This is a genomic window from Myxococcus sp. RHSTA-1-4 (assembly GCF_020037125.1).
Classification (GTDB): Bacteria; Myxococcota; Myxococcia; order Myxococcales; family Myxococcaceae; genus Myxococcus.
The window spans coordinates 129,035-153,190 of record NZ_JAIQDG010000029.1; the positions used below are offsets into that span (position 1 = coordinate 129,035).

The window sequence follows — 24,156 nt, forward strand, 5'->3', positions numbered from 1 at the left end:
TGAGGTTCCGATTCCGAAGTGGGCCCAGGATTAGAACGTGTACCGGATACCGAACCGCACCTGACGCGGCGGCTGGTAACGGGTCGGGTTCTTGAAGTTCTTGTTGATGTCGCCATCGACGGTGCCGAACTTGGACTCGTCGATGAGCTCGGTGTCCGGGTCGTCCTCGCGCTCCTCACCGGCCTGCCAATCGACGTTGCCCGGCAGGTCGGACGGGCTGCCGTTGGCGATGGGCTGCACGGGCAGCGTGGTGTAGGTCTGGTCCACCGCGTCCGTGCCCTGGAAGTTGAACAGGTTGAAGACGTCCAGGGTGAAGGAGACGACGCTGTCCTTGCTGACCCGGTAGTTCACACCAATGTTGGAGTCGATGGTGTTGACCCACGGGGTCCGGCCACCCTCGCCACGGGGAAGGACGAAGGACTCGTCCGTGCCGTAGGAGGAGTGCGCGCCGTAGTAGTTGATGGGCGTGCCGGAGCTGCCGCGGTAGGAAACACCGAGGCTCGCCGACAGCTCGCTCGTCAGGTTGAACTCCTTGGCGCCGAACACCTTGATCTGGTGCGTACGGTCGAAGGGCAGCAGACCCGTGCGGTTCTCCAGGAGCTCGATGAGGTCGAAGTCCGAGAGGATGTTCGGGTCGAGCTGCGCCGTCTCCGGACGGAACAGACCGGGGTAGTTACCGTACAGGCGCGACCAGGTGTAGTTGGCCTGGGCGAGCCACCCGTCCGCGAAGGTGCGGTTCAGGTAGACGGTGACCGCGTCGTAGTTGCGCTCCGGCTTCGGGAACTCCTTGGCGAAGCCCGAGCCCGGGTTGCCGAGGAAGTACGTGTTGCCGTCGTCGCGGCTCATGTCCTCGATGACCGAGTTCATGTCGCGGTGCGTGTAGCTGGCGCCGATGCGGGTGTTGGCGAGGAGCTCGTACTCACCGCCGACCACCACTTCGTCGGACGACTGCGGCTTGATGTCCGGGTCGACCGGCTCGTTCTCCACCTTGCCGCCCGTGTAGAGGCGGTTCGGGTTGCGGTTGGACTCCGGGAGCGCGATCACGTTCTCCGCGGAGCGGCAGTCCGTCTCCTGGCTCTCGCGGCTGGACGGATCGCAGCGGCCGGTACCATCCCCCGGCTCCGCCAGCTGGCGACGCGCGCTGAAGCGGCGCTCACCCGGGAAGGCGCGGTCCAGCAGGTTGAGCGGCACCTGCTCGTAGTACCGGGCGAAGTTCACGAAGAACTTGGCGCGGCCGTTGGCGAACGGGTCGACGATGGCGCCGACGCGCGGCGACCACTGGTTGCCCATGATGAGCGCCAGCTCGCCGTCACCGCCGTACATCGCCTGCACGTCGTAGCGGACGCCGAGGTTCAGCGTCACGCGGTTCGCGAGGGACCAGGAGTCCTGCACGAAGCCGCCCACCGTGGTGCTGGTGGACTTGGCCTGCTGGGTGAGCTGGGTGATGGGGGTGTCAGGCGCCGTCTGGTAGCCGTAGCGGCGGAAGTCGCTGACCGTGCCATCCTGATACGTGGCGCCGGCGTACGGGACGCTCTCCTGGAAGAACACGCCGCCGCCGTAGGCCTTGGTCTGGTCGTACACCAGGAACTCGGTGTCCACGCCGGCCTTCAGCACGTGGGTGCCGAGCGCGTTCAGCAGGTAGGTGGCCTTGGCGTTGATCTGGTAGCGGTCCAGCTTCGCGTCGCTCATGAAGCCGGGGCCGCCCACCGAGTAGCCGGTGACCGGGCAACGGTCGATGACCTGCTCCTCACCCTCCTCGTCGAGGTAGGTGACGGGGTCGCAAGCCGCGGCGTAGCCCTCGGGCAGGCTCTCGAACACCGTCAGGGTGCGCGGGTTGGTATACGTCATGCGGGAGTAGCCCGCGAGGCCGCGGCTGTCACCCAGCTTGCTGCCATCACCCGGCAGCGTGGACGCGGTCTGGTGGAACCAACCGACGTTGGCGTCGACCAGGACCTTCTTGTCCATGAACGCACCGGCGTACTTCAGGGCCAGCGACGTGGTGTTGGCGTTGTTCTCCGTCAGGCCGAAGTCGCCAGGACGCGCCGTCAGGGCGCCCGGCAGCAGGCCCGTGCGGGGATCCAGCGTCAGCTTGCCCAGGCCGCCCGTCGAGGACGGGGTGCCGTTCAGGGCGAACGACACGTTGTGGTCCTGGTTGATGAGGTACGTCAGCTTGCCCATGTACTGCAGGCTGCGGGAGTCCGCGAAGTACTGACGCTCCGAGCCCGGAATGGCGTTGGCGACGGTGAAGCCGTTCTCATCCGTGGCGTACCGGGTCCGCGGGCCGTCCTCGATGACCTCCAGCGCGTTGAGGGTACGGGTGTGCTGGTAGCGGGTGAACGACGGCGCGAAGCCGGCGAAGAACCACAGCTTGTCCTTGAGGATGGGACCGCCGAGGGTGGCGCCGAAGTCGCCCAGGTTCTTCAGCTCGTTGAGGCCGGTGATGACCGTGCCTTCCTCGCGAACCAGCTTGCGGTCACCCTCGAGGGTGCCCGGCGTCCAGTTGGCGAAGACGGAGCCGTGGAACTCGTTGGAGCCCGACCGGGTGACCGCGTTGACCACGCCGCCCGTGGAACGACCGAACTCCGGCATGTAGCCGCCGGTGATGATGTTCACGTCCTGGACGAACTCGATGCTCAGCGGGCTCGCGTTCACGCCGTAGGCCGGGTCGTTCGTGGACAGGCCGTCCACCACGTAGCCGTTCTCGGGCGAGGTCGCGCCGTTGATGGACACGCCGTACTGGTCCGTCTGGGCGCCAGGCGCCAGCTCGGCCAGGGACTCGAAGGAGCGGGCCGCGCCGCCCTTGCCGCCCGGACGCGCCACGGCGATGCGCTTGATGAACTCCTGATCCACGTTGACGCCCGTGGTCGTGGAGCCCACGTCGATCGTCGGCGGGGTACCGGTGATCTCCACCACCTCACCGAGGGACTCCGGCAGGAGCTCCACGTTGACGCGGATGGTGCGGTTCAGACGCAGCTGGACGTCAGCGCGCGCGTACGGACGGAACTGCTCCTTCTCGAACCGCAGGGTGTACACACCCGGCGGAAGCTGGGGAATACGGTAGTTGCCCTGCGCGTCACTCACCACCGTCTGCTCGCCCTGAAGGTTGGGCGAGGTGGCGGTCACGACGACGTCAGGAACAGGCTGCCGGCTCTGAGCGTCGATGATCGTTCCGATCATCGTGCTCGACTGCGCGAAAGCCGCCGATCCGTAAAGCAGACCTGCGGCCAGGACAACTCCGGTTTCCCGGAGCACTCGGTTCACGTGCATACCATACCCCTCCAAGGTGGGCTGCAACCGAAAATGACTCGGGAAAATATCCGAGGTCGAGCAGTTGTCAATAGACCGTTGCTTTTTGGTGACCAGTGGGGCAATTGCGCGATCACGTCGGGTACCGTTCGACACGCCTGCTTGAACCAGAAACGCGTTTCTGTATGGTACGCGGCCTTCTCATCCGGGCAGGCCGTGGCGCAGTCCACTGGTCAAGAGGAGTCTAGTTCATGTTCGATTCAGTCCTTGACCGCGGTCAGGGGCCCAAGTCGCGGTTCGGCGTCGGGGCCGCCATCTCGGTCTTCCTCCACTTGGCGCTGTTCGGCCTCGCGCTGTGGCTTTCGCTGCGGCCGCCTCCCGCCGAGGAGAAGGAGATCGAGGTGACGCTGAAGGCCACCATGGCCCCCCCGCCTCCGCCGCCGCCTCCGCCTCCTCCGGCCGCGTCCTCCAAGCCGAAGACGACTCCGAAGAAGCCCAAGAAGCCGGATCAGATCGTCCAGCCGAAGGAGATCCCCAAGGAGGTTCCGAAGGAGGTGGAGCCGTCCGAGGAGCCCGCCCAGGAGGAGGAGGCGAGCGAGGAGGAGGTCGAGGGTGGCGTCGAGGGGGGTGTTCCCGGTGGCGTGGTCGGTGGCGTCGTCGGCGGTGTGATCGGTGGTGTGGTGGGCGGTCAGCTCGGCGGGACGGGGACGGACGTGCTCCCCTTCGGCGCGGGCATGACGCGCCCGGAGAAGATCTCCGGCCCTCAGCCCGAGTATACGCGCGAGGCGCTGGAAGCTCGCGTGGCGGGCACGATGATCGTCAAGTGCGTGGTGACCGTGGAAGGTCGAGTGGAGCGCTGCCGTATCATCAAGCCCCTGCCCCACATGGAAAGGGCCGTCCTGGACGCGCTGACTTCATCGCGCTACAAGCCCGTCACGTTCCAGGGCCGTCCGGTCCAGGTTGACTACACCTTCACCCTGAACTTCAAGCTGCCGCGCTGACTCGGGCGCGCTCTGTAGAGAAGCACCGCTGATCACCCCCGCGCTCGTGAGGAGGAGCGCTCCAATATCATGGACTTTTCACTTGCTAGCATCTGGGCGCACACGGGCCTCTTCGCCCGGTGCATCATCTTCACCCTGGGCATCATGTCCATCGCGTCGCTGGTCGTGATGGCGGAGCGCATGCTCGTCTTCCGCAAGACGCGTTCGGACAGCCGCACCTTCGCGGCGAAGATGGGCGCCATCCTGGCCAAGGGCGACCTGAACACGGCCGCCAACACGAACCTGGGCAAGGACGTGGGCCACCTGGGCCGCGTCATCAACGCCGGCCTGACGGCGTACCGCATCAGCCCGAACAACAAGGACGTGGCGGTGGAGTCGGTGGCGCGCGCGCTCGAGCGCCAGGCCCAGCGTGAGGTGCAGAGCATGAAGCGCGGCCTCGGCCTGCTGGCCACGGTGGGCTCCACGGCGCCCTTCGTCGGTCTGCTCGGCACGACGATGGGTATCGTCACCGCCTTCCAGCTCATGGCGACCTCCGGCTCCGGCGGTCTGGGCACCATCTCGGCCGGTATCGCCGAGGCGCTCATCACCACGGCCTTCGGTCTGCTCGTGGCCATCCCCGCGGTGATGGCCTACAACTTCCTGCAGGGCTGGGTGGATGCCCGCGCGGTGGACATCTCCGAGTCCTCCAACGAGTTCCTGGACGTGGTCGCCCGTCACCTGGGCGGCGGCGCCCACACCTCGCACGCGGCCTGAGCAGTGGCCCGGGGCAAGCCCGGGGACGACCCGAGGCCCGCCCTCGCGTGAGCACGGCTTGAGCTCCTGAAGGGGCTCAAGGCCGCCACCGGAGGCGGGCTCTCCTCCATCCAGGAATCAGGTACTCGCATGGGAATGTCAGCAGGCCCCAAGGGGGGCATCAAGAGCGACATCAACGTCACGCCCCTGGTGGACGTGGTGCTGGTGCTCCTCATCATCTTCATGGTCGTCACCCCCATGCTCCAGCGCGGCAAGTCCGTGGAGCTGCCGAAGGCCACCGAAGTCGAGAAGGAGGGGAAGCAGGGACCCGACCCGCTCATCCTCTCCATCACCCCGGACAAGAAGGTGTTCGTGGAGAACGACCAGGTGGATGATCAGGCGCTCCAGGACAAGCTGACCGAGGAGCTGGCGAAGGACCCGGGCAAGAAGATCCTGCTCAAGGGTGACAACACGCTGAACGTCGGCGACGTGCGCAGGGTGCTGGACGTGGCCCGCAAGTCCAAGGCGAAGCAGATCGCGCTCGGCGTCGAGGAGAAGAAGTAATGGCCGGACACAAGCAGCGGCAGTTCGTGAAGCCCGCGTCCGCACCGAACTCCGAGATCAACGTCACGCCGCTGGTGGACGTGGTGCTCGTGCTCCTCATCATCTTCATGGTGGTGACGCCGCTCATGGAGAAGGACATCCTGGTGCGCGTCCCCGACACGGAGGTGGAGCAGGAGCCCACCCCGCCGGATCCGAACGACCAGCAGCTGGTGGTGCAGCTCGACAAGGACGGCGGCTACTCCGTCAACACGGAGAAGATTGCCCCCGCCGACTACGTCAACCGCCTCAAGCGCATGCTGGCGGCCAAGAAGCCGGACGAGAAGATCGTCTTCTTCATGGCGGACGACGCGGCCAACTACGGCCGGCTCATCGTCGCGATGGACGGCGCGAAGACGGCCGGCGCGAAGGTGCTCGCCATGGCCACGGAGCTGCCGCAGAACGCCGTCATCCAGGGCACCGCGGTGGACACCGGCACCCCGGCACCCGCGCCGGCGCCCGCTCCCTGAGAGCCTCCTCCGGGCGGCCTACGCTCCGGGTTGGAGTCGTGATTCACTTCGAGAAGCTCGTCGGCTAGAGTCCACGACTCAATGGCCGACGAGCTTCTCATCTTTGAGCAGACCATCGAAGCCCTGTTCCTGCGCGCGCTGTCCGGGCGGCTGACGCCCGAGTGCAAGGCGCGGCTGCGGCAGGCCGGCCTGGACGTGGACCAGAAGCTCCGCCCCGCCTACCCCTTCGAGTCCTGGATGACGTTCCTCCGCATTGGCGCGGAGGAGCTCTTCCCCCAGGAGCCCATCGACCAGGGCACCTGGAAGCTGGGAGAGGCCTACATCGAGGGCTTCCGGGAGACGATGCTGGGGCGCGCCGTGCTGTCACTGCTGCGCGTGCTGGGGCCCCGGCGGGCGCTGATGCGCGCCACGCAGAACTTCCGGGCCGGCAACAACTACACCGAGTCCAAGCTGAGGGAGCTGGGCCCCCAGCAGTTCGAGCTGTGGATGAACGAGGTGGGCGCCTACCCGTCCTTCACCGCGGGCATCATCCACGCGGGACTGCGCGTGGCCGGAGCGAAGGACATCGTCATCGAGACGTCCGGCTACGACGGCCACGCCTGCACCTACCGCATCAGCTGGAAGGAGGCCTCGGTCTCCTCGGGCGTGGCGGGCAGCGGGGACTCCAAGGCGGCCAGCAGGTCCGGGTCCATCATCTCCCTGTAGATGAACTCCGCGATGAGGCCCGTCACCATCCAGATGGGCAGGATGTAGAGGGACGTCATCTCCCAGAGGATGGCGCCCGCGTCCGCGTAGTACCAGATGCGGTAGCCGGTGAAGCGCTCCAGCACCACGCCGCTGAAGCCCTCGAAGAGCAGGATGACGATGCCGTAGACGGCGGCGCGCAGCCCGGTGTGCTGATACAGCATCCACCGGTAGAGCGGCTCGATGAAGAAGAAGCACGCCACGCCGTAGATGAGGAACATCCACAGCGAGCACTGGCCGTAGGCGACGGAGACGGGCGTGTCCCAGATGGCGTTGAGCCCCAGCCTGTCATCCACCCGCCACTGGAACCGGAAGAGCGCCTCCAGCACGGGCACGTGCCGGGCCACCCGCACCAGGTTGTAGAAGAATATCTCCGAGCTGAGCCCTATCATCCCGTAGAGGCAGAAGCGGAACACGGCGAAGGCCAGCTTCATGCGCTGGCCGCGCTTCTGATCCGCGCGACGGATGCGAACCGGACGGCGTTGACGAGTCTGCGAGTCCACTGCGAGCTCTGCCCCCATGGATTCCCCCAAGTGGACTGCAAGGTACCGGACTCATCCCGACCTGGCTAGACCCTGGTTCACAAATCCCGCCTCACTGAAATCAAGATTCCCGGAGACGGGATGGGCATCCACCGGGCTGGATTGGCGTGAGGCGCCCTACGCCTCGGGTGGGCGGCGGTACGGCCATTGCTGAGGGAGGTGGCGGCGGCTTCGGGGAGGACGGGACATGCTGGCGAGGGTGCGGTCGGGGGCGTTGATGGGCATCGACGCGGTGGTGGTGGAGTGCGAGGTCGACATGGCGCTCGGCCTCCCCTACTTCAACGTCGTGGGACAGGCGGAAGGGGCGGTGCGGGAGTCGAAGGTCCGCGTCGTGTCCGCGCTGAAGAACACGGGCTTCGAGCTGCCGCAGAAGCGAATCACGGTGAACCTCGCGCCGGCGGACTTGAAGAAGGAGGGAGCGGCCTTCGAGCTCCCCATCGCCCTGGGGGTGCTGGTGGCGGCGAAGCTGCTGGAGGAGGCGCCCGTGGCGCGCCTGCTCTTCGGCGGAGAGCTGTCGCTGGACGGCGCCATCCGCCCCATCAAGGGCGTGCTTCCGCTGGCCGTGGCGGCGAAGAACGGGGGCTACGACGGTGTCATGGTGCCGGCGGCGAACGCGGCCGAGGCGGCGCTGGTGGAGGGGCTGCGGGTGCTGCCGGTGGCCCACCTGCGCGAGGCGGTGGACCACCTGACGGGCACGCGCCCCGTGCAGACCTATACGCGGGAGGAGGACTCCCGGCGGCCCGGGGAGGGCCTCCCGGCACCGGACATGGCGGACGTGCGAGGCCAGCCGGACCTGAAGCTGGCCCTGGAGATGGCGGCCGCGGGCGGACACAACGTGCTGATGAGCGGCCCTCCGGGCTCCGGGAAGACCATGCTGGCGCGGCGGCTGCCCGGCATCCTCCCGGAGATGACCTTCAGCGAGGCGCTGGAGGTGACGAAGGTGTACTCGGTGCTGGGGCTCCTGGGAGAGGGGCACTCGTTGATGCGCGAACGTCCCTTCCGGGCGCCCCACCACACGCTCTCCGACGCGGGGCTGGTGGGCGGCGGCCCCATGGCGCGTCCGGGGGAGCTCTCCCTGGCGCACCACGGCGTGCTCTTCCTCGACGAGCTGCCGGAGTTCCGGAAGAACGTGCTGGAGGTGCTGCGCCAGCCGCTGGAGGAAGGCGCCATCCACCTGGCGCGGGCCAACCAGCACATCACCTACCCGTGCCAGGTGATGCTGGTGGCCGCGATGAACCCCTGCCCGTGCGGCTACTACGGCGCCCCGGGGCGCATCTGCACCTGCACGGACAACCGCCGCTACGAATACAACACGCGGGTGAGCGGGCCGCTGCTGGACCGCATCGACATCACCCTGCAGACGCGGCCGGTGGAGTACCAGCACCTGGCGCGCGCCGACACGCGGGAGCCGCCCAGCAGCTACTACCGGGAGCGGGCCAAGGCCGCGCGCGAGCGCCAGCGGGCCCGCTACCGGAACGAGCCGGGCGTGAATTGCAACGCGCAGCTCCCACCGCACCTGCTACGCCGCCACTGCGTGATGAGCCCCCGCGCCGAGGAGATGCTGGGGCGGGCGGTGCGCATGTTCGGACTCTCCGCGCGGGCCCATGACCGCATCCTCAAGGTGGCCCTCACCCGGGCCGACCTGGAGGGGCATGCCCGCATCGAGGCCATGGACATGCAGCTCGCCATCGACTGCCGGATGCTGGACCGCGTGAACTACCCGCATGACAACAACCGCAGCCCCCACCCTTCCCGGCCAGGCTCCGCCTCCCGGATGGCCGCGCCGTCCGGACGGGCGACTCCCCGGGAGGACTCCTGAGTGCGCGCTGGAGTGTCAGTGCGTCGCGGGCGGGGTGGGCGCCTGCCGCGAGGCGTGGACCTGGGCGGTGGCCTCGACCTCCACCGCCCCGGTGCCTCCATCCGGAAGCGCCCGGCCCGGCTTCACCAGGTCCAGTCGCGGGGTGGGGCCGGTGATGATGCGGGCGGACTTGGCGAACGTCAGGTACGAGTAGGCCCAGTTGAGCAGCACCGCCAGCCGGCTTCGGAAGCCGATGAGGAAGGTGATGTGGATGAGCAGCCAGGCCGCCCAGGCGGGGAAGCCGGACTGCTTGAAGCGGCGGAAGGCGATGCCCACCGCGTGCCCACGACCAATCACCGCGTAGGAGCCGCGGTCCCAGTACTTGAAAGGCTGCATGGGCTTGCCCTCCAGCCGGCGCCGGATGTTGACGGCGGCCTGCTTGCCCATCTGCATCGCCGCGGGCGCGAGCCCGGGCACGGGCTTCCCGTCATCCCCCTTCACGGAGGCCAGGTCTCCGACGACGAAGATGTCTTCGTGCCCCGGCACCGTCAGCTCGGGCGCCACCAGGACGCGGCCGGCGCGGTCCAGCTCCACGCCCAGCGAGCGCGCCACGGGCGAGGCGGCCACTCCGGCGGCCCACACCACCGTGCGGGCCGGGAGGTGCTCGTCGCCGATGAAGACGCCCGTCTCGTCGATGTTGGTGACACGGGCGCCGGTGCGGACCTCCACGCCCAGTTCCTCCAGCGCTCGGCGAGCCTTGAGGGACAGGTCCTCCGGGTAGACGGGCAGCACGTTCTTCACGCCCTCGATGAGGATGATGCGCGCCTGACGGGGGTCGATGTTCTTGAAGTCACCGGGCAGCGAGTGGCGGCTGATCTCCGCCAGGGCGCCCGCGAGCTCCACGCCCGTGGGGCCGGCGCCGATGATGACGAAGTTGAGCAGCGCGCGGCGAACCTCCGGGTCCGTCTCGCGCTCGGCCAGTTCGAAGGCCATCAGGATGCGCCGGCGGATTTCCACCGCGTCCTCGATGGACTTCAGTCCCGGGGCGTACTTCGACCATTGGTCGTTGCCGAAGTAGGAGTGCGTGGCCCCCGTGGCGATGACGAGGAAGTCGTACGTCAGCTCACCGTCGGCCAGCAGCACGCGTTTGCCGGCGGTGTCCACGCCCGTCACGTCCGCCAGCAGCACGCTCACGTCGTGGGGGCCCAGAATCCCTCGCAGGGGCGCGGCAATCTCGCTGGGGCTGAGCGTCGCCGTGGCCACCTGGTACAGCAGGGGCTGGAAGAGATGGTGGTTGTGCCGGTCCACCACGGTGACGCGCACCGGCGCCTTGTACAGGTGCCGCGCGGCATAGAGACCGGCGAAACCTCCGCCGAGGATGACCACATGGGGCAGGCTCTCGCGGTTCGCTTTCACGCGGGGAAGTTCATGCCGGCCCCCCTGAAGTTCAACGCAAAGCGCCACCCCGGGAACAGGCGAGCAGGCGTCCCCCTGATTCTCCCTAGAAGGAGATGACAACGCAGTGCGTCAGTGGAAGAATGGAGTTCCCCTCGACGCCGCGCATGAATCCCCTGCTCCCGCTGCTCACGGTGCTCCAGGCCGTCATCCTGATGGTGTGGGGCGTCTTCTGGATATCGTTGGCCGGGCTGATGATGCTGCTCACCCGGGACGGCGATGTCGCGCTGATGATGGCGCGGCGCTTCTGGGCGCCGCTGCACTGGCGCATCACCGGCTCGAGGATGACGGTGGAGCCGCTGCCAGACGTGGACTGGAGCCGGCCGCACGTCTTCTTGATGAACCACCAGTCCGCGCTGGACATCCCCTGCGCGTTCGCCGCGCTGCCCGTCAACCTGCGCTTCGTGGCCAAGCACGTGCTCCGCTACGTGCCGTTCCTCGGGCAGTACATGAAGATGACGGGGATGATTTTCGTCAACCGCTCCCGGCACACGGAGGCGGTGAGGAGCATGGCCCTGGCCGGAAAGCGCATCCGCGAGGGCGCCAGCATCCTCGCCTTCCCTGAGGGGACGCGCTCGCGGGACGGCTCCATCCTGCCTTTCAAGAAGGGGCCCTTCGTGCTCGCGCTGGAGGCGCAGGTGCCCATCGTCCCGGTGGCCATCGAGGGCTCGGGCCAGGTGCTGCCCCCGGACCGCTTCTGCCTGCGCCGGCACGACATCCGCGTGAAGGTGGGGCGCCCCATCGAGACGAAGGGGCTCACCCTGGCGGACCGCGAAGCGCTCATGCGGGAGGTGCGTGAGGCCCTCCTGCGGCTCCACCGCGACATCGGCGGCGAGAGCGAGGCCGCCGAGGTGGCCTCGCACGCACAGGGGCTGCCCACCCTCAACTCCCTACCGGGCTGAACCCGCTTCCCGCGGACCACCCCGGACAATCCGCCCCGGCGCCGCCACTCCGCCATTCGGGACGCCGGGCCACGCCCGTGGACGCCCCCGTCTCGCGCTCCAGAGGGCGCACACCCGGCATGGCCGTTGCTCATGCCCCTCGCCGATGCGCCCGGCCCAACCCGCGGCGCAGCACCCACTCACAGGCAGGGCGGCGAGGGAGCCGAAGACGGGATGAGCAAGCTCACGGAGAAGCTGAAGGCGGTGGCGGCGGCGGTGGCGTCAATCGAGAAGCAGTTCGGCCGGGGCTCGGTGATGACCCTGGGGGGCGAGACACGGGAGCAGAAGGTCGCGGTCATCCCCACCGGCTCGGTGGGGGTGGACCGGGCGCTGGGCGTGGGGGGCTATCCGCGCGGGCGCGTGGTGGAGGTGTTCGGCAACGAGTCGTCCGGCAAGACGACGCTCACGCTGCATGCGATTGCGCAGGTCCAGGCGGCGGGCGGCGTGGCGGCCTTCATCGACGCGGAGCACGCGCTGGACGTGTCCTACGCGCGCAAGCTGGGTGTGAAGGTGGAGGAGCTGCTGGTGTCGCAGCCGGACACCGGTGAGCAGGCGCTGGAAATCACGGAGCAGCTCGTGCGCTCGGGGGCGGTGGACCTCATCGTGGTGGACTCGGTGGCGGCGCTGGTGCCGAGAGCCGAAATCGAGGGGGAGATGGGGGATGCGCACATGGGCGTGCAGGCGCGGCTGATGAGCCAGGCGCTGCGCAAGCTGACCGGGGCGGTGAGCCGCTCGGGCACGTGCATCATCTTCATCAACCAGGTCCGCATGAAGATTGGGGTGATGTTCGGCAACCCGGAGACGACCACGGGCGGCAACGCGCTGAAGTTCTACGCGTCGGTGCGGATGGAGATTCGCCGCACGGGCAACCTCAAGGAGGGGGACGCGGTGGTGGGCTCGCGGGCGCGGGTGAAGGTGGTGAAGAACAAGGTGGCGCCGCCCTTCCAGGAGGCGGAGTTCGACCTGCTCTACGGCACCGGCATCCACCGCGCGGGCGAGGTGCTGGACCTGGGCGTGGCCACGGGAATCATCGAGAAGTCGGGCAGCCACTTCAGCCTGCGAGGGGAGCGCATCGGCCAGGGCCGCGAGCGCGCGACGGAGTGGCTGCGCGAGCACCCTGACGTGCTGGAGGCGCTCGGCAGGGAGCTGGTGGGCACCGCCGCCCTCCCCTGCCCTCCGGCCCCCGCGGAGGCCGCTGCCTAGGCGGACGCCGACAGCGCGTCGAGCGTCACGGGGAGGGGCCACCGGCGCTGGCCGGCGCACAACACCAGGGCGCCGTCAGGGCCCTCCTCCAGGAGCTGACCGAGCTGGTACTGGGCATCCCGGGAGAAGCGCGCCCGGGCCCTCCCCTGCTTCACGCGGCAGGAGAGGACACCGTCGGGCTCCACGAACAGGGTGGCGGTGTCCAGTGCCTCGGCGGTGCGGTCGCTCAGACGCACGGAGACGCGCTCGTCCGGGGTGACGTCCACGGTACGCACCTCGTAGGCGGCGCCCTCCACCTGGATGTAGCACCAGTCCTGGCCGATGCGGAGCTGGTAGCGCCCCGCCTCGTCCAGCACGAGGGAGGTGTTGAAGAGCTCGATGATTTTCGGGTGCTGGATGGGCTCGTCGTCGTGCCACCAGCGCAGCGTGGAGTCGAGGCGGATGCCGCTGTCCTCGCGGGTGTGCCAGCGCTTGCCGGGAGGGGGCTGTCCGGTGGGAGGTTGCATGGCCTCTCTTATGTGCGCCTGGAGGGTGGAGGATTCAAGCCGGCGTGCCCCGGGCGCCTACCAGTTCCGGACAAGCTCCGTGTAGCCGCGGAAGGCCACCGCGCCCCAGAAGTTCACCAGCACGCCGAGCGCCACCGCCGCCAGCACCGCGCGGTTGCGGAGGGACCAGCCCCCAATGGCGAAGAGCAACAGGAGGTACGGCGTGTAGTCGAGGCTGAAGCGGAAGCCGAACTGCATGTAGCCGGTGTTCTGGTAGAAGAGGCCCGGCAGCGCGCACACGGCCACGGTGAGCCACAGCGGCCAGTGCAGGCGCGGGCGCGTCTTCGGGACCAGCAGGAAGACGAGCAGCGGCAGCGTCAGGAGCAGCGTCAGGCCGTGCGGGTCATACGCGAGCTTCAGCGGCTCCAGCGAGACCCTGGGCAGCTTGAGGAACGCGGCCTCCAGGTTGCGCGGCAGGTAGTCCCAGTGGAAGAGGCCGGTGCGGTCGATGTCCGCGTTGACGCGGTTGTTGTAGAAGAACCGGTGGCCGAACTCTCCCAGGCGGCCGAAGCGGTAGAAGTTGTACGCGGCCGCCAGCAGCCCCAGGGGCGCGGCCCCCAGCGCGAACAGCCCCACCTTGCGCGCCGCGGGCTTCCAGTCCCGGCCCAGGGCCTTGAGCTGCGCCAGCCGGGAGCCCGGCTCGGGACACAGCGCCTCCAGGACGAAGAACAGGCCCGTGAAGAGCAGCGGCGTGCGGGTGAGCGTGGCCATGGAGAAGAACACGCCGGCGAGCAGCGGCCGGTGGGCCCGCACCGCGTTGCGCGCATAGAGGCAGGTGAAGGCCACGCCCATGACCTCGGCGCTGAACCAGACCTCGCCACGGATGGCGCAGTAGAAGAACAGGGTGCCGAAGGCGAGGATGAGCGCCAGGGCGGTGTTCTCGTTCCTGTCTCTCGCCGTCTCCCCCTCCTTCGCCAGGAAGCGCAGCAGCGAATAGAAGAGCGCCACCGCCAGCGCGCCGACGATGACGCCGAAGGAGGTGTCGTTGAACTGGTAGCCGTGCAGCGCGACGAAGGGCAGCATGACCACGGAGGGGAACGGCGGAAAGCTCACGAACCAGCGGTCCGTCGGCAGCAGCCGGCCCTCGCAGCGGACCTTCTCGCCGTCCACCACGCGCACACAGGCCCAGTCCTCCAGGTTGGGCAGCACCCGCGGGTCCAGGTCCAGCCGGCCCTCCAGCCAGGACTGCGACTGGTAGATGAAGTGCGGCGCCGCGCTCTGCCGCAGGAAGCGCTGCGAGCTGAAGCTGGCCAGCACCACGAAGGCCACCAGGAACAGCGCCACCTCCACGCGATACGCGGACAGCCACACGCGCAGGATGTTGAGCGGCAGGCCCCCCGCGGGCCCCCGCGAGGCGCCCTGGCCGGTGCCAGCGGAGTGGTCGCTCTCCGTCGGCGCGGCGGTGGCGGCCTTGCCGGAGTGCTCGTGCGCGGCGCCTCCCGCCGTCACGGTGGTGGCCCCCGTGCTGGAGTGAACGTGCTCGGCGCTCCCGGCCTGCGCGGTGAGGGTGCCCGTACCGGAGCGGCCGTGCTCGGAGCTCCCGGCCCGCGCGACGGTGGCGCCGTGGCCCGATGCGGAGGACGGCGCGGCCGTGCCACCCGCGCCCTCATTGCGCGGCTTGGAGGAAGCATCCGGCGCGGCCGAGCCGTGCGGAGCGGTGGCTCCCGAGCCGGAAGAGGCCCCACGCGCGGTGGGGGACGAACGGGGGCGCTTGGACTTGGAGCGGCTCATGGGATGGCGGGCGCGGCGAGCAGGTGCTGCCGCAGCATTTCCAGCGTGTGGGAGGCGGCGAACAGGCGCACGCGGTCGCGGTCGCCGGAGAAGGTCATGCGCTCACAGCGCGTGGGCATCCCCGCGCTGGCCAGCGCGCAGTACACGGTGCCCACCGGGTCCTCCGGCGTCCCGCCACCCGGGCCGGCGTAGCCCGTCACCGACAGGCCGTACGTGGTGCCACAGGCGGCGCGCACGCCCTCGGCCATGGCGATGGCCGTCTCACGCGACACGGCGGAGTGACGCTCGAGCACCGCGGGAGGGACCCCCACCCACGCGGCCTTCATCTTCTCCGAGTACACCACCGCGCCGCCGATGAAGACGTCGCTGGCGCCCGGCACCGCCGTGAGCTGCTGGGAGATGAGCCCCCCCGTGCAGCTCTCCGCCGCCGCCAGCGTGGCCCCCGCCCTCCGGAGCATGCCGAGGAGCACCGGGGCGTACTCCTCCGCGTCCGCACCGAACACATGCGCACCCAGCACCCGGCGGCAGTCCGCCTCCACGGCGGCGAGCGTGGCGTCGGCCTCGGCCTGCGAGGGCGCCTCGGCCATCAGCTTCAGGTGGTTCTCCGGCGCATGCGTGCGGAAGCCGAACACCACCCGGGGGTGGCGCGGCGTCAGCGGCTTCACGAGCTGGTCCACCACCGACTCGCCCAGGCCCACCGTGCGCAGCAGCCGGAAGGCGCGATACACGCGGCCCGGCTCCGCCTCCAGCCAGGCGCGGATGCGCGGCAGCACCTCACCGTCCAGCAGGGCCTTGTACTCACGGGGCACGCCGGGGAGGAAGAAGAGCCGGCAGCGGCCGAGGGTGAGCAGGACCATGGGCGCGGAGCCCGCCGGGTTGCGCACCGGCTCGGCGCCCTGGGGGACGCGGGCCATGCGGAGCTGCCCCGGGTTGAGCTCGGGCGACATGCCCCGCGCCGCGTAGCGCTCCTTGAGCCAGCCGAGCACCCGGGCGTCCTCCACCAGGGGCACGCCCGCCGCCGCGGCGGCGCACTCGAGCGTGAAGTCGTCCGCCGTGGGCCCCAGGCCTCCGGACACAATCACCACGTCCGCGCGGGAGGCGGCGGACAGCAGGGCGTGGGTGATGTCCGGCCGCACGTCGCCCACGAGCACCACGCGCTCGACCTTCACCCCCAGGTCGAAGAGGCGGGCCTCCAGGTACGTGCTGTTCGTGTCCGTGATGAGGCCGGTGACGAGCTCGTCACCGGTGCACAGCAGCTCGACGCGCATGGGCCGCGCATCCTAGCGGCAGCGGGCGGCGGCGGCACGCAAGGAAGGAGGACCTCCCGTGCCACGGCGCCCGGCGCCCCGAAGGGCGGATGCCCGGGCCCTTCCCTTGTCGCCGGGTGCGGCCTACAGGAACGCGGGGCCGTCGTTGCCGGGGCCCGCGTCCTCCTCGGCGTCCTCGTCCTCGTCCTCGTCGTCGATGACGGCGGCGACGGCCACCGCGGCGGCGGCGCCCGGGGAGACCTTGCGCGCCACCAACCGGCTGCGCACCTGCACCGCGGACTCCACCAGCCCCAGCGTCAGGTAGGCGCCACAGCACGCCACCAGCACCCAGGCCGGGTGGAACTGCGTCGCAATCAGCACCCCGCCGAGCCCCACCAGCATGAGGGCCAGCGCGCTCTTCCGGCTCGGGCGCGCGTCCTTGAAGGTCCGGTAGCGCACCGTCGACACCATCAGCAGGGACAGCCCCACCACCGTCATGGCCACCGGCATGACGGCAGACTCGCGCAGCGGCTCGCCCCCCGACACCGCGTGGTGCGAGATGATGAGTGAAACCAACATGCCCGCCGCCAGGGGAATGGGCAGCCCCACGAAGAAGCGCCCACCGCCGCCGTGCGGGTTGCGCGCCGCCAGCACGTTGAAGCGCGCCAGCCGCAGCGCGCCGCACGCGGTGAAGGCGAAGGCGATGAAAATGCCCGCGAAGCCCAGCGGCGCGAGCGCCCACTTGTAGACCAGGAGGCCCGGCGCCACGCCGAACGACATCACGTCCGCCAGGCTGTCGAGCTGCACCCCGAAGTCGCTCTGCGTCTTCGTCAGGCGGGCCACGCGCCCGTCCACCCCGTCGAAGAACATGGCGAAGAAGATGGCCAGGGCCGCCTGGTAGAGCTGCACCGGACCGGCATCACCCGTGCAGAGGGTGATGGCATAGAAGCCACAGAAGATGGACGTGACGGTGAAAAGGTTCGGGAGCACGAACATCAGTTTCCGCAGCTTCATCATTCCCTCGACTTCCTCTGATGCCCGTGAGTTCCGGCGGCAGAACGGCGGGTGAACGAACCTTAGCAGGGTTTTATTTACGCCATCGTCGCCCCGAGGTCCGTTAAGGAGGCGGAATGGACGCCTGGCAGTGGGCCGTGTGGGTGCTGGTCGCCGTGCTCGCCCTGGTGCTGTGGAATGTCGTGTGGGTGGCCGCCGTGCGGAGGTGGTACCGCCCCCGGACGGACCTGCCCCAGGCGCTCCGGGCCCGTTGCGAGGACGGCTGGGAGCTGACCATCCATGCGCGGCGCGCGCCGGTGCGCCGCTTCGAGGAGCCGGTGCTGCTGTGCCACGGGCTGGCCGCCAACCGGTTCACCTTCGACTTCGAGCCGCCGTACTCGGTGGCCCACTACCTGGCCGACGCCGGCTTCGACTGCTACAGCGTCGAGTGGCGCGGGACGGGGCACTCGCGGATGCCGCCCCGGGGCCGGCGGTACACGGACTTCACCATCGACGACCACATCCTCCAGGACGGGCCGGCGCTGCTGGAGCTGGCGCTGAAGGAGACGGGCGCGAAGCGGACCTTCTGGCTCGGCCACTCGCTGGGGGGGCTGGTGGGCTATGGCGTCGCGCAGGGCCCTCATGGCGACAAGCTGGCCGGGCTGCTCACGCTGGGCGCCCCCGTACACTTCAGGTCCGGCCCCTTCCTGCGCACGCTCATCTCCCTGGGCGTGCGCGCCGCGTGGCCCGCGCGCTTGCGGCAGGAGTGGATGAGCGCCAGCCTCGCGCCCTTCCTCGGCTACGTCACCCTGCCCCTCTCCGACCTGGTCGTGAATCCCGAGCACATCCCCCCGCGCATCCAGCGGCAGGTCTACGCGAACATGATGTCGTCGATGAGCCGCAAGGTGCTGCTCCAGTTCCAGGACTGGATAGAGCACGACGTGTTCCGCTCCTTCGACCGCGCCACCGACTGGCGCGCGGGCATCCCCCGGCTCCAGCTCCCGCTGCTCATCATGGGCGGCAGCTCGGACCAGCTGGCCACGGCGGAGAACGTCGAGGCCCAGTTCGCGCTCGCCACCGCGAAAGACCGCACGCTGCACATCTTCGGCAAGGACCGCGGCGACAAGATGGACTACGGGCACGGCGACCTCGTCTTCGGCACCGGCGCGCCCATGGAGGTCTATCCCCTCATCCGCGAGTGGCTGGAGCGCCACGCCACGCCCCTGCCCTCCGCCGCCGAGCCGCCGCGGGCCTGACGGACGTCAGCGCTCCACACAGGGAGCGGACAGGCCGCGCACGTCCTCCGAGCGCACCCTCGACAGCCGTACCCGCGTGCTGCCCTGGCACTCGGCCCAGACGAGCCCCTCCGACAGCCCGCTCGCGGTGAGCGCGTCCGCGCGCACTTCGCCGTCGCCCATGGCGGCCAGCGCCGTCCCGCCGCCGCGGACCTCCACGCCCGTGGCCTCCAGCCGCGCGAGCGTGTCCACCATCAGCCCCGCGTGCCCGCAGCCCGACAATTCCGCGTCACGCAGCACCACGCGCGCATCCTGCGCGGCCAGCACGCACGTCCCCGCCACGCCGTCCACCACCACGCCCTCCACGTCCGCTTCCACCTGGCGCAGGTGCAGCCCGTCTCCGGCGATGCCATCCCCCGAGCGCACCCGGGTGATGGTGCCGTCCCGTACGCGCAGCCTCCCCTGGGTGGCCACCAGCCCGTACTCCGCCGCGCCCTCCACCCGGAAGCGCCGGACCTCCAATTCGCCGCCCACCTGCTGAATCCCTCCGAACTCGCCGCTGCCCTGCACCACCACGTCCTCCAGCACGCCGCGCGAGCGCACCACGCCCAGGCCGGCCCGCTCGGCGCGCACCGACGTGAAGCCGCGCACGTCCAGCCTTCGCGCCTGCATGGCCGACACGCCGTACTCGTGCCCCGTCACCCGCACCTCCTCCAGGACGAGCGCCCCCTCCACCACCGAGAAGGCCGAGCCCCGGCCACCCTCCGCCGTCGCGCGCCGCACCTCCGCGTGACCGCCGTCCACCCCCACCGCCGACACCGGGCCCAGGAAGCGCGCGTCCTCCACCTCCACCCGCACGCCGGCCCCGCGCACCCGCACCGCGCGCCGGAAGGGCCCGGTGAAGACACTGCCGGTGATGCGCGCCTCCACCGCGGCGCCCTCGAGCAGGACGCCCGTGGTCTCCGACACGGAGGCCTCGAAGCGCGCGTCCTCCACCTCCAGCCGCCCCGCCTCCACCCGCACCGCCCCCGTTCGCTGGCCGCTGAAGCCCACCCGCTCCACCCGGACCCGGCCTCCCCCCGTCACCTCCAGCCCCCAGGCCCCACCCAGCACGGCGAGGTCCGCCAGCGCCGTGTCCCGGCCCGCCCGCAGCACCGGGGCGTCCGGCCCCTCCACGTACAGGACGGAGCCCGGCCCCTGGCCCTCCACCCGCACGCCCGCGGGCAGCGTGAAGGGGCCCGTGTACGTCCCCAGGGCCACGTGCACCGTCAGCGGGCCGGGCCGGGCCAGCGCCTCGGCGAGCGAGCGCAGCGGCCGCTCGCGGGTTCCATCCCCCGGCTTCCACCCCGCCGGGTCCACCCACACGTGGGTGCGGGTCGCCTCCGCCGGAGGCGCTTCGCGCGGGGCCGGCCCCCGGCAGGTGCACAGCACGAGGATCAGCGGAAGGAACGTTCGGAAGCGCACGCGGGCGGGCACTCTAGCGCTTCCTCGCGGGGGCCCGGGAAGACGCGATCACCCCCCCCCTCCAAGTGATCATTATTCCAAAGACTTTCTTCCAAACACGATCACACACCGCGTTTTCAAACCTCACTGCGGGTGGAGTGTCGTCATGTGACAGAAGCAACGGACTTCCCCTCTGTACGCCCGGTGTTTCAGAGGGCCAACTTTTCGTCCGGAGGCCGATTTTCCGGCCCCGGAGCGCGGCCAGCATTGACAGGGAAAAGAGCGATTTGTTACCACCGGTCGGGTAAGGGCACTCAAGAACAGACAACGCAAGGATGGAGGGGCGTAATGACCAAGGCAGAGCTCGTCGAGGTGGTGGCGGCGCAGACACGTCTCACCAAGAAGTCCGCGGCGCAGATCCTCGACATCGTCTTCACCAACATCGGTAAGGCGGTGAAGAAGGACGCCCGCTTCAGCTACCCCGGCTTCGGCACCTGGTCGGTGCGCTCGCGCAAGGCGCGGAAGATCCGCAACCCGCAGACGAACGAGATGATGAAGCTGAAGGCCTCGAAGACCATCGGCTTCCGGCCCGCCAAGGAGCTGAAGAACTCGCTCTGAGCCGTCCCCGCGCGCGGCGCGGCGGAAGGGCTCCAGACTCAGGGGCGCTGACCCACCACGGGGCGGCGCCCCTGATGCGTTGCGGGGCCCGCCGGCTCGCGGCCCCAGGCCATGGGCGCCCCCTCGGACGGAGTCTCCTCGCCGCCCAGCGCGTCCAGCGGGTCCATGGGCTCGCCGTCCCGCCAGAGCTCGAAGTGCAGGTGGACGCCCGTGGCCAGCCCCGTCTCACCGGCGAGGCCGAGCGCGTCGCCGCGCTCCAGGATTTCGCCCGGCTCCACCAGCACGCGGGACAGGTGGCTGTAGCGCGTCACCCAGCGGCCCGCATGCTGCACCTCCACCTGGTTGCCGTGGTCGCCGTTCCAGCCCGCGCGCAGCACCACGCCCTTCTCGGCGGTGTAGATGACCTGCCCGTGGTGCGCGGCCAGGTCCACGCCCAGGTGGCGGCGGTGCCGGCCCGTTATCGGATGCCAGCGGTACCCGAAGAGGCTGGTGATGGAGACCGGCGCCACCGGCCACGAGAGGCGCGGCAGGCCCCCCGCGGCCTCCGGATGTTCCTGGCGGTGCATGGAGGCCATGAGCAGGGCGAGCCGCCCCACGCGCAGCATCACCGCCTCCGCCAGCGTGCCGGGCATGTCCCCATAGGTGCGGCCGTCCTGCTCCAGCTCGGCCTCCAGCACGCTCCGGGCCTGCTCCACGCCCCGCGCGTCCGAGCGCCCCAGCGGGCGGGACATGAAGCCGTCCAGCGCGCGGTTCATCCCCTCCCAGTTCTCCACCTGGGAGTCAGGCATGGCCCCACCCCGCGCCACCTGCTGGCGGTACATCCTGGCCCGCTCCGCGAACGCGGCGAGCGCCGCCTCGAGCTCCGCGGAGGACCGGGGCAGGGCTCCGCGCGCGAGGGGCCTCGGGGTGGAGCCACCGGCAGACGCGGGAGAACGCGAGGGAGAGGCGCCGTACGCCTCCTCGAAGCTCATCTTCTCCGCGCGGGGCGCGGCACAAGAACAGGCGGTGAGGAGGACGAGGAGGCTGAGGCGACGCACGGCGCCACGAGCCTACCACGCCGCGCCCGGGTCCTTCCTCCCGCCCGGGAGTGGGCCCCGGGCGTTCAGGAGTCCGCGCTTCACGCCGTGTAGGTGCGCGGAGGATGGGTCAACCGCGCTCCGGGGGCACCAGGTCCCCCGTCCCCGTGCGCTCAGGCGACAGCGCGGCGGATGCGGGCCACGGCCTCGTCGATGTCCGCGGCGGACACATCCAGGTGGGTGACCAGCCGCAGCGTGCGCGGGCCGCCCGCGGGGTTGGTCAACACGCCGTGTTTCGCCAGCAACTCCACCACCTCCATGGCGGGGCGGGAGAACTCGGCGAAGACCATGTTGGTCTCCACCTGCGCCGCGTCCACCTTCACGCCCGGGACTTCCGCCAGCGCCGCCGCCAGCCGCCGCGCGTGCGCGTGGTCCTCCGCGAGCCGGGCCACGTGGTGCTCCAACGCGTACAGCGCCGCCGCGGCCAGCAGGCCCGCCTGCCGCATGCCCCCGCCCAGCCGCTTGCGCAGCCGCCGCGCCTCGTGGATGACGTCCGCGCGGCCCGCCAGCACCGAGCCCACCGGCGCGCCCAGGCCCTTCGAGAAGCACACCGACGTGGTGTCCGTCAGCTTCGCCCATGACGACGCCGGCACACCCGCGGCCACCTCGGCGTTGAACAGGCGCGCCCCGTCCAGGTGCACCGCCAGCTTCGCCTTGCGCGCCGCCTCCACCACCGCGCGGAAGCGCTCCACCGGCCACACCGCGCCGCCCCCGCGGTTGTGCGTGTTCTCCAGCGACAGCAGGCGCGTGCGCGGGGCGTGGATGTTCTCCGCGCGCACCGACTCCGTCACCTGCTCCGGCGTCAGCAGGCCGCGCTGCCCCGGCAGCGGCTGCGGCTGCACGCCCCACAGCGCCGGCACCGCGCCGCCCTCGTACTGGATGATGTGGCTGCCCGCCTCGGTGAGGACCTCGTCGCCCTGGCGGCAGTGCGCGCCGATGGCAATCTGGTTCGCCTGCGTGCCCGACGGCACGAAGACGGCCGCCTCCAGCCCGAGCCGCTCGGCCACCCGCTCCTCCAGGCGCCGCACGGTGGGGTCCTCGCCGTAGACATCGTCGCCCACCTCGGCCTCGGCGATGGCGCGGCGCATGGCGGGGGTGGGCTTCGTCACCGTGTCGGAGCGGAAGTCGATGGGCTTCATGGGTCTCTCGAAAAGGGTTGGTCCCAGCCGGTGCTTGGGCTCGCGGCAGGGGTGACATACAACGGGCGCGTGCCTGGACGTGAGACGGCGGCGGAGAAGAAGCAGCGCGCACTGGCGGTGATGGACCGGCTGGAGGCGGACATGCCGGATGCCCGCATCGAGCTGGACTACCGGACGCCCCTGGAGCTGCTGGTGGCCGTCATCCTCTCCGCGCAGTGTACGGACAAGCGGGTCAACATGGTGACGCCCGCCCTCTTCCAACGCTTCCCCGACGCCCGGGCCTACGCGTCGGCGGAACCCACGGACGTGGAGCCGTTCATCCGCACCTGTGGCCTGTACCGCGCCAAGGCGAAGAACATCGTCGCCGCCGCCCGGGCCCTCGTGCAGGAGCACGCCGGGCAGGTGCCCCTCCAGCGCGCCGTGCTGGAGGGACTGCCGGGCGTGGGCCGCAAGACGGCCGGCGTGGTGTGCATCCACCTGGGCGGCGACGCGGCCTTCCCCGTGGATACCCACGTGAAGCGGCTGGCGTACCGGCTCGGCTTCACCACGCAGGAGGACCCGGACAAGGTGGAGCTGGACATGCAGGCCGTGCTGCCCGAGCAGCGGTGGACCCTGGGGCACCAGCTCCTGGTGTGGCACGGGCGGCGGACGTGCTTCGCCCGCTCGCCCGAATGCGAGCGGTGCGTCGTGGCGGACCTGTGCCCGAAGAAGGGCGTGCGCGCCTCGGCGGCCGCGAAGCGCGCGGAGGCGGCCGGGTCCTCCGGGGCCGCTACCGTGAAGCGGACGCGCTCGACTGGCGCTCGCGCTCGCGCGAGGACTTGAGGCGCTTCATCCGGCCACGGATGAGCTCCCGCTTCAGCGTGGAGACGTGGTCCACGAAGACGGTGCCGTCGAGGTGGTCCGCCTCGTGCTGCACGGCGATGGCGAGCAGCCCCTCGCAGCGCAGCGTCTGCTCCTGGCCGTCCACGTCGAGGAACTTCACGGTGACGATGGCGGCGCGGTCCACGTCCTCGGACTCGCCGGGGATGGAGAGGCAGCCCTCGGTGTAGGTCGTCTCGCCCTCGGTGGCGATGATCTCCGGGTTGATCATCGCGATGGGCTTCAGCTCGGGCTGGCTGGGGGTGGTGTCCAGGACGATGACGCGCTGGAGCACGCCCACCTGCGGGGCGGCGAGCCCCACGCCCTCGGCGGCGTACATCGTCTCGAACATGTCCTTCACCAGCGCGCGGAGGGAGTCGTCCACCTTCGCCACCGGCCGGGCCTTCTGCTTCAGGACAGGGTCGGGCCAGATGAGGATGTCTCGAACCATGGACGCCCTCTTAACACTACTGCGTCAGGGGTAGGCAGGGGGGAGCGGGCAAGTGAGGGCTGTGCGCCCTGGCCACTATTGCGTTGTC

General features: G+C 70.2%; 22 protein-coding genes. 11 read left to right on the plus strand and 11 right to left on the minus strand.

Annotation, left to right across the window (positions count from 1 at the left end):
• Positions 1-30: 30 nt before the first annotated feature.
• Entirely contained in the window at positions 31-3,267 is a 3,237-nt protein-coding gene (locus tag K8638_RS32775; protein ID WP_223758617.1) for a TonB-dependent receptor, read from the minus strand.
• Between the two features lie 230 nt (positions 3,268-3,497).
• Here K8638_RS32775 and K8638_RS32780 point away from each other — a divergent pair, with 230 nt between their 5' ends.
• The 5 genes from K8638_RS32780 (at position 3,498) to K8638_RS32800 (ending at position 6,754) form a co-directional block, all read left to right on the plus strand.
• Positions 3,498-4,247: an energy transducer TonB gene (locus tag K8638_RS32780; RefSeq protein WP_223758618.1), complete on the plus strand. Its 750-nt coding sequence runs from the start codon at positions 3,498-3,500 to the stop codon at positions 4,245-4,247.
• A 69-nt stretch (positions 4,248-4,316) separates the two neighbouring features.
• Positions 4,317-5,000: a MotA/TolQ/ExbB proton channel family protein gene (locus K8638_RS32785; RefSeq protein ID WP_223758619.1), complete on the plus strand. Its 684-nt coding sequence runs from the start codon at positions 4,317-4,319 to the stop codon at positions 4,998-5,000.
• A 129-nt stretch (positions 5,001-5,129) separates the two neighbouring features.
• Positions 5,130-5,543 (plus strand): biopolymer transporter ExbD, encoded by a 414-nt coding sequence (locus tag K8638_RS32790; protein WP_223758620.1) that lies wholly within the window; start codon positions 5,130-5,132, stop codon positions 5,541-5,543.
• Positions 5,543-6,049: a biopolymer transporter ExbD gene (locus tag K8638_RS32795; protein WP_223758621.1), complete on the plus strand. Its 507-nt coding sequence runs from the start codon at positions 5,543-5,545 to the stop codon at positions 6,047-6,049. The genes K8638_RS32790 and K8638_RS32795 overlap by 1 nt, the downstream gene beginning before the upstream one ends.
• 81 nt (positions 6,050-6,130) lie before the next feature.
• Positions 6,131-6,754, plus strand: a complete 624-nt coding sequence (locus K8638_RS32800; protein ID WP_223758622.1) for a DUF2378 family protein — start codon at positions 6,131-6,133, stop codon at positions 6,752-6,754.
• Here K8638_RS32800 and K8638_RS32805 read toward each other — a convergent pair.
• Positions 6,655-7,326 (minus strand): hypothetical protein, encoded by a 672-nt coding sequence (locus tag K8638_RS32805; protein WP_370644173.1) that lies wholly within the window; start codon positions 7,324-7,326, stop codon positions 6,655-6,657. The two genes, K8638_RS32800 and K8638_RS32805, sit on opposite strands and share 100 nt — an antisense overlap.
• A gap of 196 nt (positions 7,327-7,522) precedes the next feature.
• On the opposite strand from K8638_RS32805, the gene K8638_RS32810 reads away from it, so the two are divergent.
• Positions 7,523-9,154, plus strand: a complete 1,632-nt coding sequence (locus K8638_RS32810; protein WP_223758624.1) for a YifB family Mg chelatase-like AAA ATPase — start codon at positions 7,523-7,525, stop codon at positions 9,152-9,154.
• A gap of 15 nt (positions 9,155-9,169) precedes the next feature.
• On the opposite strand, the gene K8638_RS32815 is transcribed toward K8638_RS32810, so the two are convergent.
• Positions 9,170-10,549: an NAD(P)/FAD-dependent oxidoreductase gene (locus K8638_RS32815; RefSeq protein ID WP_223758625.1), complete on the minus strand. Its 1,380-nt coding sequence runs from the start codon at positions 10,547-10,549 to the stop codon at positions 9,170-9,172.
• 146 nt (positions 10,550-10,695) lie between these two features.
• On the opposite strand from K8638_RS32815, the gene K8638_RS32820 reads away from it, so the two are divergent.
• Both K8638_RS32820 and recA read left to right on the plus strand, forming a co-directional pair.
• Positions 10,696-11,490, plus strand: a complete 795-nt coding sequence (locus tag K8638_RS32820; RefSeq protein ID WP_223758626.1) for a 1-acyl-sn-glycerol-3-phosphate acyltransferase — start codon at positions 10,696-10,698, stop codon at positions 11,488-11,490.
• 213 nt (positions 11,491-11,703) lie between these two features.
• Complete coding sequence (gene recA, locus K8638_RS32825) at positions 11,704-12,732, plus strand: recombinase RecA (protein ID WP_223758627.1); 1,029 nt, start codon at positions 11,704-11,706, stop codon at positions 12,730-12,732.
• Here the strand turns inward: recA and K8638_RS32830 are convergent.
• From K8638_RS32830 to pssA, 4 genes are all read right to left on the minus strand, one after another.
• Complete coding sequence (locus tag K8638_RS32830) at positions 12,729-13,238, minus strand: DUF1285 domain-containing protein (RefSeq protein WP_223758628.1); 510 nt, start codon at positions 13,236-13,238, stop codon at positions 12,729-12,731. The genes recA and K8638_RS32830 overlap by 4 nt on opposite strands.
• Before the next feature lie 57 nt (positions 13,239-13,295).
• On the minus strand, positions 13,296-15,008 hold the full coding sequence (locus K8638_RS32835) for a hypothetical protein (RefSeq protein WP_223758629.1): 1,713 nt from the start codon (positions 15,006-15,008) through the stop codon (positions 13,296-13,298).
• On the minus strand, positions 15,005-16,276 hold the full coding sequence (locus tag K8638_RS32840; protein WP_223758630.1) for a CinA family nicotinamide mononucleotide deamidase-related protein: 1,272 nt from the start codon (positions 16,274-16,276) through the stop codon (positions 15,005-15,007). The genes K8638_RS32835 and K8638_RS32840 overlap by 4 nt, the downstream gene beginning before the upstream one ends.
• 123 nt (positions 16,277-16,399) lie before the next feature.
• Complete coding sequence (pssA, locus tag K8638_RS32845) at positions 16,400-17,272, minus strand: CDP-diacylglycerol--serine O-phosphatidyltransferase (RefSeq protein ID WP_223758631.1); 873 nt, start codon at positions 17,270-17,272, stop codon at positions 16,400-16,402.
• Positions 17,273-17,385: 113 nt separating this feature from the next.
• Here pssA and K8638_RS32850 point away from each other — a divergent pair, with 113 nt between their 5' ends.
• Entirely contained in the window at positions 17,386-18,504 is a 1,119-nt protein-coding gene (locus K8638_RS32850; protein WP_223758632.1) for an alpha/beta fold hydrolase, read from the plus strand.
• A gap of 6 nt (positions 18,505-18,510) precedes the next feature.
• Here K8638_RS32850 and K8638_RS44995 read toward each other — a convergent pair whose 3' ends face one another.
• Positions 18,511-19,947, minus strand: coding sequence for a hypothetical protein (locus tag K8638_RS44995; RefSeq protein WP_370644174.1), 1,437 nt, complete (start codon positions 19,945-19,947; stop codon positions 18,511-18,513).
• Positions 19,948-20,274: 327 nt separating this feature from the next.
• Between K8638_RS44995 and K8638_RS32860 the strand changes: the two genes are divergently transcribed.
• Entirely contained in the window at positions 20,275-20,544 is a 270-nt protein-coding gene (locus tag K8638_RS32860; protein WP_002635502.1) for an HU family DNA-binding protein, read from the plus strand.
• 38 nt (positions 20,545-20,582) lie between these two features.
• Here the strand turns inward: K8638_RS32860 and K8638_RS32865 are convergent, their stop codons facing one another.
• Entirely contained in the window at positions 20,583-21,581 is a 999-nt protein-coding gene (locus K8638_RS32865) for a M23 family metallopeptidase (protein WP_223758633.1), read from the minus strand.
• Positions 21,582-21,733: 152 nt separating this feature from the next.
• Positions 21,734-22,759, minus strand: coding sequence for a low-specificity L-threonine aldolase (gene ltaE, locus K8638_RS32870; protein ID WP_223758634.1), 1,026 nt, complete (start codon positions 22,757-22,759; stop codon positions 21,734-21,736).
• Between the two features lie 69 nt (positions 22,760-22,828).
• Here ltaE and nth point away from each other — a divergent pair, with 69 nt between their 5' ends.
• Positions 22,829-23,581 (plus strand): endonuclease III, encoded by a 753-nt coding sequence (nth, locus tag K8638_RS32875; RefSeq protein ID WP_370644176.1) that lies wholly within the window; start codon positions 22,829-22,831, stop codon positions 23,579-23,581.
• Here nth and def read toward each other — a convergent pair.
• Complete coding sequence (gene def, locus K8638_RS32880; RefSeq protein ID WP_223758636.1) at positions 23,529-24,068, minus strand: peptide deformylase; 540 nt, start codon at positions 24,066-24,068, stop codon at positions 23,529-23,531. The genes nth and def overlap by 53 nt on opposite strands.
• Positions 24,069-24,156 lie beyond the last annotated feature (88 nt).